The sequence below is a fragment of the Chryseobacterium arthrosphaerae genome (assembly GCF_001684965.1).
In the GTDB taxonomy this organism is placed as follows: domain Bacteria; phylum Bacteroidota; class Bacteroidia; order Flavobacteriales; family Weeksellaceae; genus Chryseobacterium; species Chryseobacterium arthrosphaerae.
Genome location: NZ_MAYG01000001.1, coordinates 3,408,019 through 3,426,081 on the forward strand (window position 1 = coordinate 3,408,019; position 18,063 = coordinate 3,426,081).

Below are 18,063 nucleotides of genomic sequence, written 5' to 3' on the forward strand. Positions count from 1 at the left end.
GTAATAGTGCCCGGCTAAATTTGCATTCAAAAAAAATGAAGAAAACTTTAGCTACATTTGCAGTTTTTTTACTTCCCTTATATATTACAGCTCAAGAGGTTGCCATCTCCGGAAATGTAAAATCTGAAAGCGGCACGAGTGTTTCCGGGGTAAATATTACGGATAAAAATACTGGAAAGACCACTACGACAGATGAAAATGGTAATTTTACCATTACAGCCAATCCGAAGGACATTCTTGAATTCTTTGCTCCTGATTTTTCTGTATATACCGTTGAGGTTTCTTCAAAAAGGCAGTATTCCATTGTTTTGACAAAGACGCATGAAAAACAGATCGAGGGAGTAGTAATTACCGCACTGGGAATTGCCAAAAAGAAAGAAAAGATAGGCTATGCCACTCAGGAAGTAGGCACAAAGCAATTCGAAACAATCACTACACCAAGTATCGGTAATTTGTTTTCAGGACAGGTAGCCGGTCTGAATGTTTCCAATCCTACAGGGATGCAGCAGGCACCTCAGTTTACATTAAGAGGAAACTCCAATCTGGTTTTTGTTATTGACGGAGTGATTGTAGACAAGGAGGTTTTTCAGAATTTAGATCCTAATAATATTGAAAATATCAACGTACTGAAGGGGGCTACCGCTTCTGCATTATACGGATCAAGAGGCCGTTACGGAGCCGTTCTGATCACAACAAAAAGTGCAAAAAAGAAAGGTTTTTCCGTAGAGTTTTCTCAAAATACCATGATTACGGGAGGCTTTACCAATCTTCCGAAAACCCAGACAGAATACGGAAACGGTTCCCACGGAAAATATGAATTCTGGGACGGAGCCGATGGCGGGGTGAATGACGGAGATATGATCTGGGGGCCCAAATTTGTTCCGGGGCTTCAGATTGCTCAATGGAACAGTCCGATCAGGGATAAAGTTACCGGACAGGTTATTCCATGGTATGGAGCCGTGACAGATACTCAGTACAATGATAAATCAAGGTACGAAAGGGTTCCCATTGACTGGACTTACCATGATAATTTAAAAACATTTTTAAAGCCTGCAGTGATCAACAATAATAATTTTGCGATCAGCTACAGATATAATAAGGATACTTACAGACTTTCAGGGAACTTCATGAACTATGATGACAGGGTTCCTAATTCTTACCTTCAGAAGTATGGCATCAACTTCGCCTCTGAAAATCATCTCGGAGAGAAATTGATCTTTGATACGAAATTCAATTACAACCAGGCTTTCACACCGAATATTCCCAACTATGATTATAATCCGAGCGGACATATGTACACGATCCTGATCTGGATGGGAGGAGATGTAGACGGAAGAGCACTGAAAAACCATATGTGGGTTCCCGGAAAAGAAGGAAGGTCTCAGGCCAACTGGAACTATGCCTGGTACAATAACCCATGGTTCGGAGCTGAATATTATAAAAACCAGAACAGGACCAACATTATCAATGCTCAGACTGGATTAGAATATAAAGCTACAAAAGATTTCTCCGTAAAAGGTAAAATATCAATTGTTGAAAACCACGTCAAAAGAGAAACCTTGAGCCCATACTCTTATTTCAACTACAGTGCTCCGAGAAGCGGGGGCTATATTCTGAAAGATAATAAAACCTGGAACCTCAACTACGATGTACTGGCAACCTATAAGAAGAAAATATCTGAGAATTTTGATATTGCCATCAATGCCGGAGGTTCAACCTTTTATTATAAAAACAATATCAATGAAACGTCCACAGACGGTTTGAAAATTCCGGAAGTGTATACATTTGAAAACTCTATCGGAGCTTTAAAAAAATATACTTACCTGAAAGAAAAGCTGATCTACAGTGCCTATTCAACGATTGACATCGGACTGTACAATGCTTTTTTCATCAATATTTCCGGGCGTAATGACTGGTCTTCCACACTTCCTAAAGCCAACAGGTCCTACTTTTATCCTTCTGCATCGGTGAGTGCCGTGATTTCCAACCTTGTCAAACTCCCGGAGTCTGTTAATCTACTGAAACTTTCCGCTTCATGGGCGAAAGTAGCCTATGACTTCCAGCCTTATTCCATCAGAAATTATTACCTGAACAATAAAGGAATCACGTTCAACGGTAATCCTACGTTTTACTACCCTACCATCCTGAATGTTGAAAATTCTTTGAAACCGGAGCAGACAAAGTCTTATGAGCTGGGGCTGAGTGCAGGATTTCTCAATAACAGAATTACTTTAGACGCCACTTATTTCAGAACCCTGGATTATAATAATATTCTGGAGTTCCCAAGTGCAGAATCTTCAGGTTTTACCTCACAATATGTAAACGGTAATGAATACACTACAAAAGGATTTGAAATCTCCCTTGGTCTGGTTCCTGTAAAAACGGCTGACTTTACCTGGAAAACTTTGATCAACTGGAGTACATATGAGCAAAAGCTGACTTCCATCTATAATAATATGCCGAATTACAAGAATATCAAACTGGGCGAAAGAATGGACAGCTATTATGACTACACATGGCAGAAGTCTCCGGACGGCAAAGTGATCCTGGATGCGAAATCAGGAATGCCGACAAGGGCAAACACACCAAGCAATCTGAGGCATTTCAACCCGGACTGGACTTTCGGTTTCAACAACACTTTCAAATACAGAAAACTGTCTCTGAATATCGGAATTGATGGAAGCATCGGCGGCGTCATGAGATCTCAGGTTGTAGAAAAAATGTGGTGGGGAGGAAAACATCCTAATTCTGTAGCCTACAGGGATCTTGAATATGCAACTCCGGGAACTTACTATTTTGTACCGGATGGAGTTAATTACAATCCTTCTACAGGTCTTTATACACCGCATACCAAAGCCATAAGCTTCCAGGACTGGGCGCAAAACTACCCGTATCAGGCAAGGGTAACACAGGATGAAAGTGAAGAGTTTGCCAATGTATTCGACAGGACTTTTATCAAGCTAAGGTCTGTAACATTAGAATATGATTTCTCTTCATTACTGAATCCTAAAGGAATGGTAAAAGGTTTCACTGCTAATATTTCCGCCTATAACCTGGCCATGTGGAAAAAATCGAAAAATCTTTATTCCGATCCGGATTTCCAGATCAGATCAGGAAGAACGGATGATATCACGAATGACATACAGGATCCGTCAAGCAGATGGTTTGGAATAGGGTTTAATCTTAAGTTTTAATTAAAAGCACTTCAATACAATGAAAAATAGTATATACACAAAAGGATTCAGTCGCAGAACGGCAAAAGCACTGATAAGAACGGTAATCGCTGCCGGATTTCTGTCATTGGCCTCCTGTGAGTCTAACCTTGATAAGATCAATGAAAACCCTAATGACCAGGCAAGCATTGATCCCAAATATCTTCTGACTTATGCATCAAAAGAAACCTTCCAGGTGAACGGCGATAATATGTACGCTTCAAGAATGATGATCGGTACTGATGGAGAAAATACGTATCAGTACATGAAGTGGAATGATACTTCTTTTGAGGTCTATACGAAAGCGATTCTGAATACGGTAAAAATGATGCAGGAAGCTGAAAAGATCAATAATAAAAATTATATAGCGATTGGCAAATTTTTAAGGGCTTATCATTTCTTCAATATCAGTTTGAAAGTGGGAAGCGCCCCATATTCGGAAGCCGTAAAAGGTGAATCCGGAATTACCCAGCCGAAGTACGACAGTCAGGAAGCCATCATGGCCGGAATTTTATCAGAGCTGAAAGAAGCCAATGACCTCATCAATACCAGTGATAAAATTGAAGGGGATATTATCTTCAAAGGAGATGCTTCGAAATGGAAAAAGCTGATCAACTCCTTCCGCCTGAAAATCCTGATCACCCTTTCTAAAAAGACTACGGTAGGAAACTATACTGTGGCTACAGAATTTGCATCTATTGCGGGAAGCCAGCCTCTGATGACTTCAATTGCCGATAACGGAGAGCTAAAATTTGCAGATGCTGCAGACAGCAGATATACCATGTTTAATAACAGCGGATACGGATCTAGTTTATATATGGCTGATTACTTCATCAACCTGTTTAAAGAAAGACAGGATCCCCGCTTATTTACTTTTGCTGCCCAAACTACCGGTGCGAAGGAAGCAGGAAAGCCTATTACAGATTTTTCCGGATACAATGGCGGAAACCCTACTTCACCTTATTCTGATAATGCCGCCCTGATCACGGCAAAAAATATTTCAAAGGTTAACGACCGTTTCTATAAAGATCCTACCAATGAGCCTTCTTCTGTATTAAGCTATTCAGAGCTTGAGTTTATTCTTGCTGAAGCAGCCGCCAGAGGATGGATTTCCGGATCTGCAAAAACACATTATGACAATGCCATCAAAGCCAGTTTTAATTTTTACCAGACGTATGTGAAAAATCCGGGACAGTATTTTACAGGTTTTGATGTGAACCAGTATCTGACGACTCCTTTAGTGGTTTATAATGATACAGACCCATTGCAGACCCAACTGGAAAAAATCATGACTCAAAAGTACATGACCATGTTTCACCAGGCACAATGGACTTCTTATCAGGATTATTTAAGAACCGGATATCCGAATTATCCTTTAAAAGCCGGAGTTCCCGCTCCGTTCAGGTTCAGATATCCGCAATCGGAATACAGCTATAACAGCAATAATTTAAAAGCGGCCCTTGCGGCCCAATACGGAGGAAATGACAATATCAACTCCAAACCGTGGTGGTTACAGTAGAAAAAACTGATTATTTTTTATATAAACAAAGAAATCGCAGGAAAATCCTATTAACTTGCGGTTTCTTTCTTATTACGACTGAACATGAACAGAAGAGAATTTTTAGAAAAATCAAGCATTTTATTAGCGGGATTGGGAACTTCAAGTGTTCTTCACCCTTCTATTTTAAAAGCATTGGCTATTGAACCGGCTGCCCAGTCTACTTTTTATGATGCAGAACATGTGGTCATCCTTATGCAGGAAAACCGTTCGTTTGATCATGCTTTTGGAGCCCTTAAAGGAGTCCGTGGATTTTTAGATAAAAGAGCTTTTATAAAACCGGACGGACATTCCGTTTTTTTTCAGAAGGATAATACGGGGAAATATGCCGCTCCTGCCCGCCTGGATCTGAGAAATACCAAATCTACGTGGATGAGCTCCCTTCCCCATTCATGGGAAAACCAGCAAAATGCCCTGAATAAAGGAAAATATGATCAATGGCTTCAGGCAAAAGCTTCCGGAAATAAAGATTATAAAAATATTCCGCTTACATTGGGATATTATAACCGCGAAGATCTTCCTTTTTATTATCAGCTGGCAGATGCCTTTACCATATTCGACCAGTATTTCTGCTCTTCACTTACGGGGACTACTCCCAACCGGCTATTCCTTTGGTCCGGAACTTTGAGAGCACAGCAAAACGGAAAAGTGAAAGCCAACGTTGTCAACGAAAATATTGATTATGATAAGGCCAGACAGGCGAAATGGAAAAGTTTTCCGGAAATTTTAGAAGAGCAGAATGTTTCATGGAGAATTTATCAGAATGAAATCAGCCTTCCTAAAGGAATGTCCGGAGAACAGGAAGCCTGGCTGAGCAATTTTACAGATAACCCTATTGAGTGGTTTTCAAAGTTCAATGTTAAATTCTCAAAGGGATATCATCAGAATATTCCTAACCTCATTGAAAGACTGAAAAAGGAAATTGAAAAAAATCCTAAGCAGAAGGAAAGGCTGGAAGCCATGATTGCAGAACTGAAGGAAGATGAGGTAAAATACCATCCGGATAATTATTCAAAACTTTCGAAGGAGGAGAAAAATCTTCATGAAAAGGCATTTACCACCAATTCCGGCGATCCGGATTACTGGAACCTGGAAACCGGAAAGGATGAAAACGGGGAAAGACTGGTAGTTCCTAAGGGAGACGTACTGTTCCAGTTCCGTAAAGATGTGGAAGAAAAAAAGCTTCCGCTGGTGTCATGGCTTGTGGCCCCCGAACATTTTTCTGATCATCCGGGATCTCCATGGTATGGAGCGTGGTATATTTCAGAAGTTTTAAATATCCTGACCAAAGATCCTGAAACCTGGAAGAAGACCATTTTTATCATCAACTATGATGAAAATGACGGTTATTTTGATCATGTACTTCCTTTTGCCCCTCCTTTAAATCCGAGCCAGCCGGTAGATATGAACGGAAAAGAGGGAGTGGAATATGTAGACCGTTCCCAGGAATACATGTCTGATCCTTCTCTGAAAGATTATGAAAAAACTGAAGGTACCGTAGGCCTTGGCTACAGGGTGCCTATGATCATCGCATCTCCATGGACGAAAGGAGGGTTTGTGAACTCTGAGGTATCCGATCACACTTCTGTACTTCAGTTTCTGGAGAAGTTTATTATGAAAAAATTCAGCAAGGATGTTCATATTGACAATATCAGTGACTGGAGAAGGGCTATCTGCGGAGACCTGACTTCAGCATTCAACAGTCCGAATGTGAAAGCCCCGCAGATGAACTATCTAAACCAGAAAGATTATGCCAAAACCATCAATGCTGCCAGAAACAAACCGGTACCGGATCTGAAATGGTATTCAGAAAACGAGCTTAAGAACAATTTGCTTGAGATCCAGGAAAGGGGTATGAAACCTTCCCATGCGCTTCCTTATAATTTCCATGTCAATCTGGAAGGGAAAGAGATAAAGATGACCAATTTAAAAGAGAACGGTGTTCCTCTGCTGGTTTATGACAGAGCACGGTTTAATACGGATAATTATCATTTCTCTTATGCTTTGTATTCAAAACAGGAACTATCCCATGCTGTGCACTCAGGGGCTTATGATTATGAAGTTTTCGGGCCCAACGGATTCTTCCGAAAGTTTAAAGGAAATGCTGATCCGGATCTGGAAATCATTCTGGTCAATACTATTTCAAAAAACCAGGTGGAACTGATCATCAGAAACAATAAGAAGAAAAATATTTCTGTAGTACTGGAAGACCTCTACGGGAAAACAAAAAAAACAATAGCGTTGCAGAAGCCTGAGGAAAAAATAGCTTTTGACCTCAATAACAACAAAGGCTGGTACGATTTTAACATTACAGCGGGCGACCATCAGTGGCACTTTGCGGGAAGAATAGAGACCGGTAAAATTTCCGTTTCTGATCCGCACTGGGCATAGAAAAACCAATCAATAACTCAAACAAAATCCTGTACCCACCTGTGCAGGATTTTTCATATAATTCACTATATGATTATCAAATATATTACATTATAGGAATCAAATAATCACTGATATAAAAATTATACTATATTTTTTTCACAATATGCTGAATTTTATTATATTCACTTAACTAATTATCAGCATCATGAAAAAACTAAAATTAACGATTGCATTATCATTTTTAGCAGCTGGAATATCCGGAAATCTAAGTGCGCAGGACACAAATACTGACAGCCATACAATCACGATTTCTATTCCTAAAGTTGCACTGGTAGACATTGAGCCTTCAGCTACAAAAAACCTTGTTCTTGGATTCACAGCACCTTCAGAGGCTGGAAATCCTGTTGTGGCAAGCCCGGCCAATAATAGCTTATGGCTTAACTATTCATCAATCAAATCCGGTTCTGATACCCGTAATGTAACGGTAAAACTCAATGCCCTTGTTCCCGGAGTTGATATTCATGTAACAGCTGCCGCCCCTACAGGAGCTGGTGGAGGAACACTGGGCACATCTGCAGGATTGCTTACATTAAGCGCCGCAGATCAGACTATTATTTCGGGGATAGGAAGTGCTTACACAGGTAACGGAGCCAATAACGGACACAATCTTACGTACGCTCTTGCTGCAGGAAGCGGCCCCGGAGGAGTAGCTAACTATGCAGATCTACAGGTTACAGCAACCACAACAGCTACAGTAATTTATACGATATCAGACAACTAGAATTAACAACCATTCTATTCTGCATTTCAAAAACAAGAAGAAATTGTTAAGCAGTTTCTTCCTGCTTTTGTATTATTAATGATTTAACCTAGATTTTATATGATGACAAAGCGTATTCTTCTTTTGATCGCCTTTATGTTGCAGTTTGGATTTTTGCATGCCGGTATTGTGGTTCTCAACGGTCTTACGCATTCCTATAAAATAGAAAACGGGAAAGTTTACAAGGGAAAAGTAGCCATTGAGAATACAGCCAATACTCCTCAGAGTGTAAAATTATTTTTACAGGACTTCACCTACCATGCTGATGGCACCATCCATTATACTGCATTACAGACCAATCAGCGCACCAATGGAAACTGGATTAAGCTGAATACCAATCTTGTCACCCTGAAGGCCAGAGAAAAAACGGAGGTATTGTATGAAATCACCGTTCCTTATGAGGTCAAATCTCCCGGCAGCTACTGGAGTGTGATCATTGTAGAACCTGTAGATGACATAAAGCCCAGCGACAATAAACCAGGAGTAAATATTACCTCTGTGATTCGCTATGCGATTCAGGTCATTACAGACATTGAAACGGAAAAAGCGAAACCGGAACTTAAATTCGAAAGTGTAAAAGTAGAAAAGGAAGAAGGAAAAAAAACTGTAAAAATTGCCATAGCCAATCATGGAAATCTTTACTGTAAACCAACGGCATCCATTGAAATCTATCACCGCAAGACCGGGGAAAAAGTCGGAACTTACTCCAGTTTAACCATGGGATTGCTGCCTTCTACCTCCAAAATTTTCCCTATTGATATCAGTAAATTACCCCCGGATAAATATACCGCTACGATAATAGCCACAGATGAAGAAGACAATGCCTTTGCCCTGAATGTGGAACTAGAAGTAAAAAATGATTAAAACCTGGACATTATTTATCATCCTGTTATTATTCCCGGTATCTACTTTTTGTCAACAGCAGTCAGAACGACTGATCAGTAAAAAAGATAGCTTAATGCCAGGAATGTCTACTTCTGTTCCTTTTACATTGGAAAACAGCTCGGCTGAAAACAAAAACTACGATATTTCGGTTACGACCTCAAGTCCTCACATCACTCCTATCCTGGCAAAAGGAAAATTCCAGGTTCCGCCTTATGAATCTTCCGTATATCCGGTTCCTTTACGTATTGCCGCAGAAACAGCTCAGGGAGAGTATTCGGTAACGCTGAATATTACAGACCTCAATACCGGAACTGCTTTTTCTAAAAAAGTACCGGTAACAGTCTCCGGAAACAGAAAATTCTCACTGACCACATTGGATTCACCTGAATTTATAAGGGCTGGAGAAACCATCCGGTCGTCCTTTCTTTTAAAAAATAACGGCAACATAACCGAAACCCTTATCCTGGAAAGTAAGTCTGCGATTATTGATCACGATCCGTCTGTTACCCTTGGACCGAACGAATCCAAAGTAATTACAATACACAAAGTAACGAATGCTGAGCTTAAACAGAATGAATTTCAGAATCTGAACCTTTTGGTCTATTCAAAAGATAATCCGAAAGAAAATCAAAACCTCTATGTGAGTACTCAGGTGATATCGGTAAAACCTGCCAACAGCGATATTTACCACAGGCTACCCGTTGCAGCCTCATTATCTTTCATTGGAATGAAAAATATGGGGGTTTATAATGATGGCTTCCAGGGCGAGCTTTATGGCAAAGGAACATTGGATCAAGAGAATAAAAATCAGATTGAATTCCATGCAGCCACCCATAATCCTATAGAATTCAACACGTTTACCCAATACGAAGAGTATTTTATCAATTATAAAAGGGAGCGCTTTTATGTGCATCTTGGAGATAAAACCTATTCTTCCTCTTATTTGACTGAGTTTGCGAGATACGGCCGGGGAGCGGAAATCCGGTATGATTTCAATAAAGTAAGTCTGGGCGGCTTTTATAACCATCCCAGATTTTTCCGTGATATTAAAGATGAATTGAATTTCTACTCAACTTTCAGGATCCGTAAAGAATCAGAAATCTCGGTGGGGTATCTGTACAAAACACCGCGAAAGGCAGAAATGTATGACAGAAATACAAGGTTGGATTCTGATGCCCACCTTCCTTATACCAAGGGAAAATTCAAGATCTCAAAAAACATTACTCTTTCCGGGGAATTTGCCTACAGCACTACCAAAGCAACCCATGGAACAGCTTATATGCTTCAGTCTGATATCAATTTGGAAAAACTCAGCGGAAGTTTGATGTATATGAAAGCAAGCCCCATGTTTGCCGGATATTTTACCAACACCCATACTTTTAACGGAAATATTCAATACAGGTTATCAAAGAAAATCAGTGTAATGGCCACCTATACCCAGGATGCCAAAAATTTCGAAAGAGATACATTATTTTTAGCAGCACCCTACAGGCAATACTTACAGTATGGTGTGCAGTACAAATACCTGCCCAATGGATTTGTAATGTTTAATAACGGTTATCAGAAATATCAGGACCGCCTGGAGCCCAGACAATTTGATTATTACGAGCGGTTTTTCAGGATGAGTCTGAATCAGAAGATCGGAATATTCCAGGTCAATCTTGAGGGGCAAATTGGAAATACAGACAATTATCTGACGGGATTCAGCGGCAATTCCAGCTTTTATTCTGCCAATCTTTCATTTGAAAAATTCAGAACATCATTTAATGTATTCGGAAGTTACGCCATTACTTCCCGGTACCAGCTGCAAAATCAGAAACAGCTTTATTACGGGGCCAGGATCTTCAGTAGGTTCTCTGATAAGACGAGCTTAAGTATCTTTTATCAGAATAATTATATTCCTGAGGAGTATTTCAAAGACAGAAACCTGTTTGAGCTGCTGTTTCACCAACAGTTATTTCCGGGAAATGAACTGGATCTTTCAGGCAGGTATTCTTTGCAACGGGGTGAAATAGGCAATAAAGATTTTATATTTTCAATGCGGTATACCTGGCGTCCTGATATTCCGGTACAGAAAGTGGCAGAATACGTTTCCTTATCAGGGAATGTGCGTAATCTTGGGATCAAAAGAACAGAGGGAGTAAGACTGATGCTTGGGAGCTATTTATCCATCACAGACAAAGAGGGTAATTATGCATTTAAAAATGTTACTCCGGGAAGTTATTTTCTGGAAATAGACCGGTCAACAACAGAAATCAATGATATCCCGACTTCGGCTTTTCCTGTAGCTTTAGCGCTCGCTGATAAAGAAAACATTTATAATTTCGGATTAACTACCGCGGCCAATGTACAAGGGCATATCCGGCTGACAGAATCGGATCCCGAAGCACCAACGATTCAAAAGGGTAAAAATAAAAAGGAAAGTATCATTCTGGAAGCTGTCAGTAATGAGCAGACCTATCGTAAGATCTGTTTCATAGGGGAAGATTTTGATTTTACCTATCTGCGTCCCGGAGACTGGACGGTTAAAGTCTACCGGAATGGTCTTGACAAACGGTATAAGATTTCAACGGATAAATTTGAATTTACCCTGAAGGCTGCAGAGACCAAAAAACTGAGTATTCAGATCGTCAGACATCAGTTAGAAATCAAATATCAGCAGGAATCCCTGAAAGTAGGATATAATGAAATAAAAGGCAAGAAATGATTCTCATACGTTCCATATTATTAACAGCATCTTTGATGATCTCCGGTATAGTGTACTCCCAGTCCACCGTTACCTTCACTTTACCTGTGGTGACTTTAATGGACATAGAGCCTGCAGGAAATATCTCCCTGAACTTCACCGCCCCTACTGAGGCAGGAAATCCTCTTGGTAACCCGGCTCCCAACACATCAAAATGGATCAATTATACTTCTGCAATTGCCGCCGGAGGACTTCCCAGAAAAATCACAGCCGCTCTTCTTAATTCGGGTATCCCCGGCGTGAATATCAGATTGCAGGCTGCAGCAGCTTCCGGAGCCGGAGGAGGTACATTAGGAACACCTTCAGCACAGGTTACCCTTACCACGACTCCTGTTACGATCATAAGCGGAATCGGAGGAGCATACACGGGCAATGGAGCTAATAACGGGCATCGTCTTACGATTTCCCTGGTTCCGGGTACTTATGCCAACTTATTAGCACAGACCAATACAACGGTTACAATCGTCTATACCATCACAGAATAAAACTGAAACATGAAAATGAACAGCTACTTTCCCGGAAACAATTACTTAAAAAGAAACCTATTTATGTTTCTTCTGATCATAAGCAGTTATCTGAAAGCACAGGTAGTAATGGTCTCCGGAGACTGGGCAGCTACTATACCTGCGATCACCGAAGCCGGCAGTAATTATGCAGGAACTTACAGTAATGCTTCCATTCCCACGACGGCGATAACACTATCCACTACATTATCCGGGAATTTTCTCAATGTCCTTGCAGGAAAAGGTGCAAAAATGACCATGCGTTATACTTCCAATGCCTGGAACAGTTCTTTAGGTCTTTCTGCAAGACGAACAGGGCCAACAACAGGTACCATTTCAGGCGTGTGTTTGCTGTGCTCAGCTACCATCAGTGGAGGCGACACCTTCATTCCTATAGATTCGAATTCAGATACCACTTTCTTCAATTTAAATTTTGCAGGTGTTTTAGGAATAAGCAATACGGCAAATTTCTCGGATATCAACCTGATCTTACAGCTATCCGGTGTTTCTGTTACCATTCCTGCCGCCAACTACAGTGCCCGCATAATTTTCACTGTAGTCTCCAACTGATCATATTGACAATGGAAGCCTGAAGATACTTGGTAAAGTTCTGCAGGCCAATAGCATAAAAAAACAAATCCTTTTCAAGTTTTGAAAAGGATTGTTTATACTTAAGATTTTAATGTTTCGCCCACCAAAGAGGGGTTAATACTGCGTCAGCACCACCCAACAGCTGGACGGCCTGATCATATCCGGTCTGATCAGTGTTTCTGAAAATGCTCGGATATCTCAATCTCTGAGGGAAATTCTGGACAGAATTGGTCATATAGTTCCCTGAATTCAGATTAGGAAGATTAACCAATGGCGTTTCTATTGCAGGATTTTCCATGAAAGGCAATCCCAGTCTTCTATGATCATTCCAGGATTCTAAAGGTAGCCATGGCATATTAGCCAGATACTTCTGAGTAATGATCTTCGTTAATTTATCATTTTTAAATGATCCGTTTTTATAGATTGTATTTACAGGATATTTGATGTCTACTGAAATTAAATTACCTGTAACCGGGTCTTTATACTTCATGGTATGGCTTACCCCAGGTTCTGTGGTATGAGAATAAGAAACAGATGTTCCGTCCCTGTTATAATCTGTTGAAATGATATACTGACCATAAAACTGAGAAACTCCGTTATACGCAAAGCTATCCTGTATTCCCTTATTATAAGCAGCTTCATCACTCATGGGAACAGACCATCCTTTCAGCGCAGCTTCAGCCATCAGGAAATAGGTTTCCCAGCTTGCGAAGAAAATTCTGGAATTGGTTCCCTCCCTGTATTGTTTTCCTAAAGCAGGCATACAGCCGATCACCCCTCTCAGTCCGTTTCTTTGTCCTTTTACACCCCAGTTTCCTATTGTGGTCGTATTCCAGGTATTTACCGTATTGATGGTAATTTTAGACCCATTGGCAAAGGTAAGATCCCCCTTATTGGTAGAAGCCAGATTATTGTATTTTGGATAAAAAGAATAAATAGGACTTATAAAATCTCCTGGAATATAGAATGTTTTATAGGCTCTGGGATCTATTTTATTGGGTAAACCATCTAACCAATATCCTGCACTTGGGTCATTGGTCATTGTTGAGAACTGTTCATCATATTTTATTCCGATATAATCTGAAGCTTTCACTGCGGTATGCTGGGCTGCCGGTAATTGTTCTGTAGAATTTATTCCTCCAAGCCCTATATACATATTATTAAGTGTTGCAGACAGGATCTGGGAATTCCATTCTCTGGACATCACTCCCGATAGAGGATTCCATCCTGTATCTTCCTTAACTTTAAAGTTATCATCACTTGTACTGATCAGCATATTAGAATTAGCCGCCTCTTCAAACTCTGCTTTTGCTTTTGCCGGATCCACTTCTGAAATCCTCATGGCAATTCTCATCCGCATAGAATTAGCATACTTTACCCATTGCCCCCATTTAAAGGAATAAGCCATATCAACTGCATTAGGGTTTGAAGGAACAGGCTGGCTGACATCCATTTTAGCAGCAGCATCTTTCAGTTCATTCAAAATAAAATAATACACTTCTTTTTCAGAATTAAACCCCGGATTAACCCCTTTAAATGCCTGAATAGGCTGTGGCCCAAAATTATCAGAAAACTCACTCATCAAATAAGCCCTCCAGATTCTGGCAGTCTGAATAAGATTTTCATAATAAGGTTTACCCTGACCTATTGCTTTTTTCTCATTGGCAATTTCAATAGTAGCGTTGGCGTTATTCAGCCATTCGGAGATCCCTTTCCAATATTCTACAGTCCAGGAGTCGTCATAGGAACCGCCTGCAATTCCTGTTGACAGGTGCTGTCGTGCTGCGGTCTTCCAGTAAAGAACAAAGGTACGTTCTGCAATATTGGGATCCTGCTGTGCTCCCAGAATAGAATTATTTAAAAAATATTCAGGCTCAGCTCTATTAATATCTACTGAAAACGGATCATTATTAATGTCTTCAAAATCATTACAAGATGTACTAAATGCCGCCAGTGCAATGAGAGATAAAATATATTTTTTCATGATGTTATTGTTAAGGTTAAAATCCTAATGTAATGGAAAATAAATACGATCTTGTGGTAGGAAATGAAAGGTTTTCGAACCCTACAGCATTGGAATTGATAGCAAATACAGACTCAGGATCTATTCCTTTGGCTTTGCTGTAGATCATCCATACATTGTTTGCTGTAAAAGAAATTTTAGCACTTTGTAATGCTAATTTTTCAAAAATACTTTTCGGAAAGTTATAAGACAGTTGAATATTTCTCAGCCTGATATTGGTAGCATCATAGATATTCTGTTCTGTAATACCTAAATTCCCTGCCGTTACAGCCGCCCAATAATCCTGTTGTGTGATTTCTTTTGTATTGGCAGTAAAGGCTCCATTCTGCTGCACTACCGCATCGAGAACAAAATTATCTCTTCTTCCGCCAGGAGCTGTATCTGCTGCCAGCCCTGCTTTCTGTAATGCTGATTGTGTTGATGAATAAAACTTCCCACCGATTCTTCCGTCAATAAGGAAAGAAATTCCAAAATTCTTATATACAAAGCTATTGGTGAATCCAAATAAAGCCCTTGGCGTCTGATCTCCCAGATAATACTGTTCAGCAGTGGCCTGAGGCAAGCCATTCTGTCCTACAATAAGTTTTCCATAGTGCGGGCTGTTAGGATCTTCCACTCTTAAAAATTTTGTTCCGTAAATAGATCCGTAAGGCATCCCCACTTCTGCAAAGAAGCCGACATTATCAAACCCTCCTAAAGGGTATTTTAAAACCTCTCCGTCAATTCTGTCAATTACACTTTTTAATTTAGAGAAATTGGCATTCACATTCCATGTAAAATTCTCTTTTTTAACAATATCAGTATTGACAACCACTTCGATCCCACTGTTACTAAGCCCTCCTGAACTTATTTTTCTATACTCATATCCGGAAAGTGGATTCATAGGTAAATCTATCAGCTGATCTGTTGCTGTATTTTTGAAATAACTTACATCCAGAGAAACCCTGTTAAAGAATTTAAGATCTGCCCCTACTTCAAAAGTCTTAAGTTTCTCCGCATGCAGATTCGAATTATAAAGGATTTTCTTTCTGCCAAGAATGGCACCCCCATTCGGATCTGCGCCCAGTTTATAAGTATTGTATAGCTCATACGGATTCAAAGAGTTCCCGGTTATTGCATAAGCAGCACGAAGTTTGGCAAAAGTTAATACTTTCGAAGTATTCCCATTCAGTTTGTTCAGCATTTCCGTTAAAACCAAAGAGGTACTTACTGAAGGGTAAAAATAGGATCTGTTTTCAATCGTTAATGTAGAAGACCAATCGTTTCTTGCAGTCGCATTAATGAACCAGTAACCATCATAATTAATCTCAGCAGAAGCAAACACTGAATTGATCTTCTTCCAGAAATCGATCTCATTATTTGCAATACCTGCAATATCACTGGTATTATTTACACTGAAGACATTCGGAACGATCAGGTTTTGAGTACTGAAATAAAGCGCTTTGGTTCTGGTTTCCATCATTTGCCCGTAAACAGAAACTGAACCGCCCCATTTCCCCAGTAAATTATCTTTTTTAGCAGTAAGACTTGCAATATAATTATTCTCATAAAACTTTTCCTCACTGGTTGCATACGCATTTCTGCGGGAAGACCCTGTCCATACCCTTGCATCTGCATTCAGTGCATAAAAGTCTGTTCCCAGTCTGACATCTCCGCTCAACCAATCATTAAATTGATATTTAAGATAACCGTTTAATAAGAAACGGTCTTTTTTATCAGCATTAAGCCCATTATAAGCTGACCAGTAAGGATTAATCCCGTTAGGAGTTATCCAACGCGACTGCACATCATTCTGCATCTGTCCCTGTTGGTAATCTCTTATATCTATATTCTGAGGCATGAGAAGAATATTAGGATAGTAATTACCATCTCCCCTACCTCCCGAAGGTCTGTTTTTAGCCTTTGTACTTATATATTGAACTTTGACTTCAGAGGTCCACCTTTTATTCGCTCCAAAATTAGAGTTCATTTTCGCCATAAAATTAAATCGCTCAAACCTGGAGTTCGGAATCTGGCTATTATCATTTAAATAGTTGGCTGAAGTATACAGACTGGTACCTTCGCCCAAGTTTTCCTGAAAACTTAAAGTATGCTGTGAATTAATTCCTGTCTTAAAGAAATTTTTCAGATTATCATACCGCTTCATATCGGATCCTTCAAAAGCAGGTCCCCATGAGCTTGTATTATCGCTATTTGCAGGATTTACGGTACCGTTCAACCCTAATCCGAAACTATCCTGCATATCCGGTTTCATAAAAATGGTTTCGAAGCCTAAACTTGTAGAATAAGTAATTCCCAGCCCTCCTTTTCTTTTTCCGGTCTTGGTAGTGATCAAAATAACCCCGTTTCCCCCTCTTGATCCATATAAAGCTGAAGCGGCCCCGCCCTTAAGCACTGATATACTTTCTATATCATCTGCATTAATATCTGCCAATCCATTTCCCATATCTAAGTCAGGATTCCAGAAATCATTATTATAGTATCCATCATTCTGCTTAGCTTTCGAGCCAGCGCTATTACTCAAAGGTACCCCATCTACTACAATAAGAGGCTGATTATCCCCTTTAAGCGAATTAAACCCTCTAAGATTTATCTTAGATGAAGAGGCAGGCCCAAAACCTCCTTTTACCACCTGAAGCCCGGCTACTTTGCCCGCTAATGCATTTGTAACATTCGTTTCTTTTGCATCCACCAATGTTTGACCTTTCACATCCTGGAAAGAGTATCCCAATGTCTTTTTCTCCTTTTTAGCACCATAAGCCGTTACAACAATCTCATCAATTTTTGCAGCTTTGGTAGAATCTGTATTTTGCCCATGCAAAGCGTTCAGACCTAAAAATAAAGATGGGAGAAGTCCAATCTTAATTATTAATTTATTCATATATATACAATGATTTAACGCAAATATAATATTTTAACAGTATTTAATACCGTATTGATAAAAAATAAAGAATATAATATAGATACTATTGATATAATGATAGTTAACCTAACAAATAATAAATAAATTAAATATGATGATGAAAAAAATGAGATTGTTAAATGCAAAAAAACTGATACCACATGACCTATATTGTGCAATCAGTGGCAAGTTAATAGAACAGCAAAAGAGTAAGGTTCAGAGTTTCTGAAAAAGGAGATAAAGAATTGAGTGGCTTAGAAAAGTAAGAAGAAGAAGAGAAAAAATAAAGAAGACCTATGAGAACTTCTTGGGATATAAAACAAAAAAAAATCCTTTATCGTTATGATAAAGGATTTTTAAAAATAAAATAAAAACTGGCGGCGGCCTACTCTCCCGCGTTAGCAGTACCATCGGCGCTGGTGGGCTTAACTTCTGTGTTCGGAATGGGAA

10 protein-coding genes and 1 rRNA gene are annotated in these 18,063 nt (G+C 39.7%); 8 read left to right on the forward strand and 3 right to left on the reverse strand.

The window, feature by feature from the left end; all coding sequences use genetic code 11:
* The first annotated feature begins 35 nt into the window (after positions 1-35).
* The 8 genes from BBI00_RS15240 (at position 36) to BBI00_RS15275 (ending at position 12,667) form a co-directional block, all read left to right on the forward strand.
* Positions 36-3,194 (forward strand): SusC/RagA family TonB-linked outer membrane protein, encoded by a 3,159-nt coding sequence (locus BBI00_RS15240; protein ID WP_065399547.1) that lies wholly within the window; start codon positions 36-38, stop codon positions 3,192-3,194.
* Between the two features lie 19 nt (positions 3,195-3,213).
* Positions 3,214-4,731, forward strand: a complete 1,518-nt coding sequence (locus BBI00_RS15245; RefSeq protein WP_065399548.1) for a SusD/RagB family nutrient-binding outer membrane lipoprotein — start codon at positions 3,214-3,216, stop codon at positions 4,729-4,731.
* A gap of 84 nt (positions 4,732-4,815) precedes the next feature.
* Positions 4,816-7,161 (forward strand): phosphocholine-specific phospholipase C, encoded by a 2,346-nt coding sequence (locus tag BBI00_RS15250; RefSeq protein WP_065399549.1) that lies wholly within the window; start codon positions 4,816-4,818, stop codon positions 7,159-7,161.
* A gap of 187 nt (positions 7,162-7,348) precedes the next feature.
* Positions 7,349-7,924 carry a hypothetical protein gene (locus BBI00_RS15255; protein ID WP_065399550.1) on the forward strand — a complete coding sequence of 192 codons (576 nt, stop codon included), beginning with the start codon at positions 7,349-7,351 and terminating at the stop codon, positions 7,922-7,924.
* Positions 7,925-8,023: 99 nt separating this feature from the next.
* Positions 8,024-8,827, forward strand: a complete 804-nt coding sequence (locus BBI00_RS15260; protein ID WP_228394767.1) for a WxL protein host-binding domain-containing protein — start codon at positions 8,024-8,026, stop codon at positions 8,825-8,827.
* The gene (locus BBI00_RS15265) at positions 8,820-11,555 is read left to right on the forward strand and encodes a COG1470 family protein (RefSeq protein WP_065399551.1); all 2,736 of its coding nucleotides are present in this window, start codon (positions 8,820-8,822) and stop codon (positions 11,553-11,555) included. Before BBI00_RS15260 ends, BBI00_RS15265 begins: the two co-directional genes overlap by 8 nt.
* Positions 11,552-12,079: a hypothetical protein gene (locus tag BBI00_RS15270; protein WP_065399552.1), complete on the forward strand. Its 528-nt coding sequence runs from the start codon at positions 11,552-11,554 to the stop codon at positions 12,077-12,079. The genes BBI00_RS15265 and BBI00_RS15270 overlap by 4 nt, the downstream gene beginning before the upstream one ends.
* Positions 12,080-12,088: 9 nt before the next feature.
* The gene (locus BBI00_RS15275; protein ID WP_065399553.1) at positions 12,089-12,667 is read left to right on the forward strand and encodes a hypothetical protein; all 579 of its coding nucleotides are present in this window, start codon (positions 12,089-12,091) and stop codon (positions 12,665-12,667) included.
* 109 nt (positions 12,668-12,776) lie between these two features.
* Here BBI00_RS15275 and BBI00_RS15280 read toward each other — a convergent pair whose 3' ends face one another.
* The 3 genes from BBI00_RS15280 to rrf form a co-directional block, all read right to left on the reverse strand.
* Positions 12,777-14,672, reverse strand: coding sequence for a SusD/RagB family nutrient-binding outer membrane lipoprotein (locus tag BBI00_RS15280; RefSeq protein WP_065399554.1), 1,896 nt, complete (start codon positions 14,670-14,672; stop codon positions 12,777-12,779).
* A 16-nt stretch (positions 14,673-14,688) separates the two neighbouring features.
* A complete protein-coding gene (locus BBI00_RS15285; protein WP_065399555.1) occupies positions 14,689-17,592 on the reverse strand; it encodes a SusC/RagA family TonB-linked outer membrane protein in 2,904 nt (967 codons plus the stop codon).
* A 393-nt stretch (positions 17,593-17,985) separates the two neighbouring features.
* Positions 17,986-18,063 (reverse strand): 5S ribosomal RNA (gene rrf, locus BBI00_RS23785); the annotation flags it as partial.

Excerpts from the sequence above, each read along its gene's own strand:
- BBI00_RS15240 (WP_065399547.1), top strand. The coding sequence starts at position 36 with ATGAAGAAAACTTTAGCTACATTTGCAGTTTTTTTACTTCCCTTATAT.
- BBI00_RS15245 (WP_065399548.1), top strand. The coding sequence starts at position 3,214 with ATGAAAAATAGTATATACACAAAAGGATTCAGTCGCAGAACGGCAAAA.
- BBI00_RS15250 (WP_065399549.1), top strand. The coding sequence starts at position 4,816 with ATGAACAGAAGAGAATTTTTAGAAAAATCAAGCATTTTATTAGCGGGA.
- BBI00_RS15255 (WP_065399550.1), top strand. The coding sequence starts at position 7,349 with ATGAAAAAACTAAAATTAACGATTGCATTATCATTTTTAGCAGCTGGA.
- BBI00_RS15260 (WP_228394767.1), top strand. The coding sequence starts at position 8,024 with ATGATGACAAAGCGTATTCTTCTTTTGATCGCCTTTATGTTGCAGTTT.
- BBI00_RS15265 (WP_065399551.1), top strand. The coding sequence starts at position 8,820 with ATGATTAAAACCTGGACATTATTTATCATCCTGTTATTATTCCCGGTA.
- BBI00_RS15270 (WP_065399552.1), top strand. The coding sequence starts at position 11,552 with ATGATTCTCATACGTTCCATATTATTAACAGCATCTTTGATGATCTCC.
- BBI00_RS15275 (WP_065399553.1), top strand. The coding sequence starts at position 12,089 with ATGAAAATGAACAGCTACTTTCCCGGAAACAATTACTTAAAAAGAAAC.
- BBI00_RS15280 (WP_065399554.1), bottom strand. The coding sequence starts at position 14,672 with ATGAAAAAATATATTTTATCTCTCATTGCACTGGCGGCATTTAGTACA.
- BBI00_RS15285 (WP_065399555.1), bottom strand. The coding sequence starts at position 17,592 with ATGAATAAATTAATAATTAAGATTGGACTTCTCCCATCTTTATTTTTA.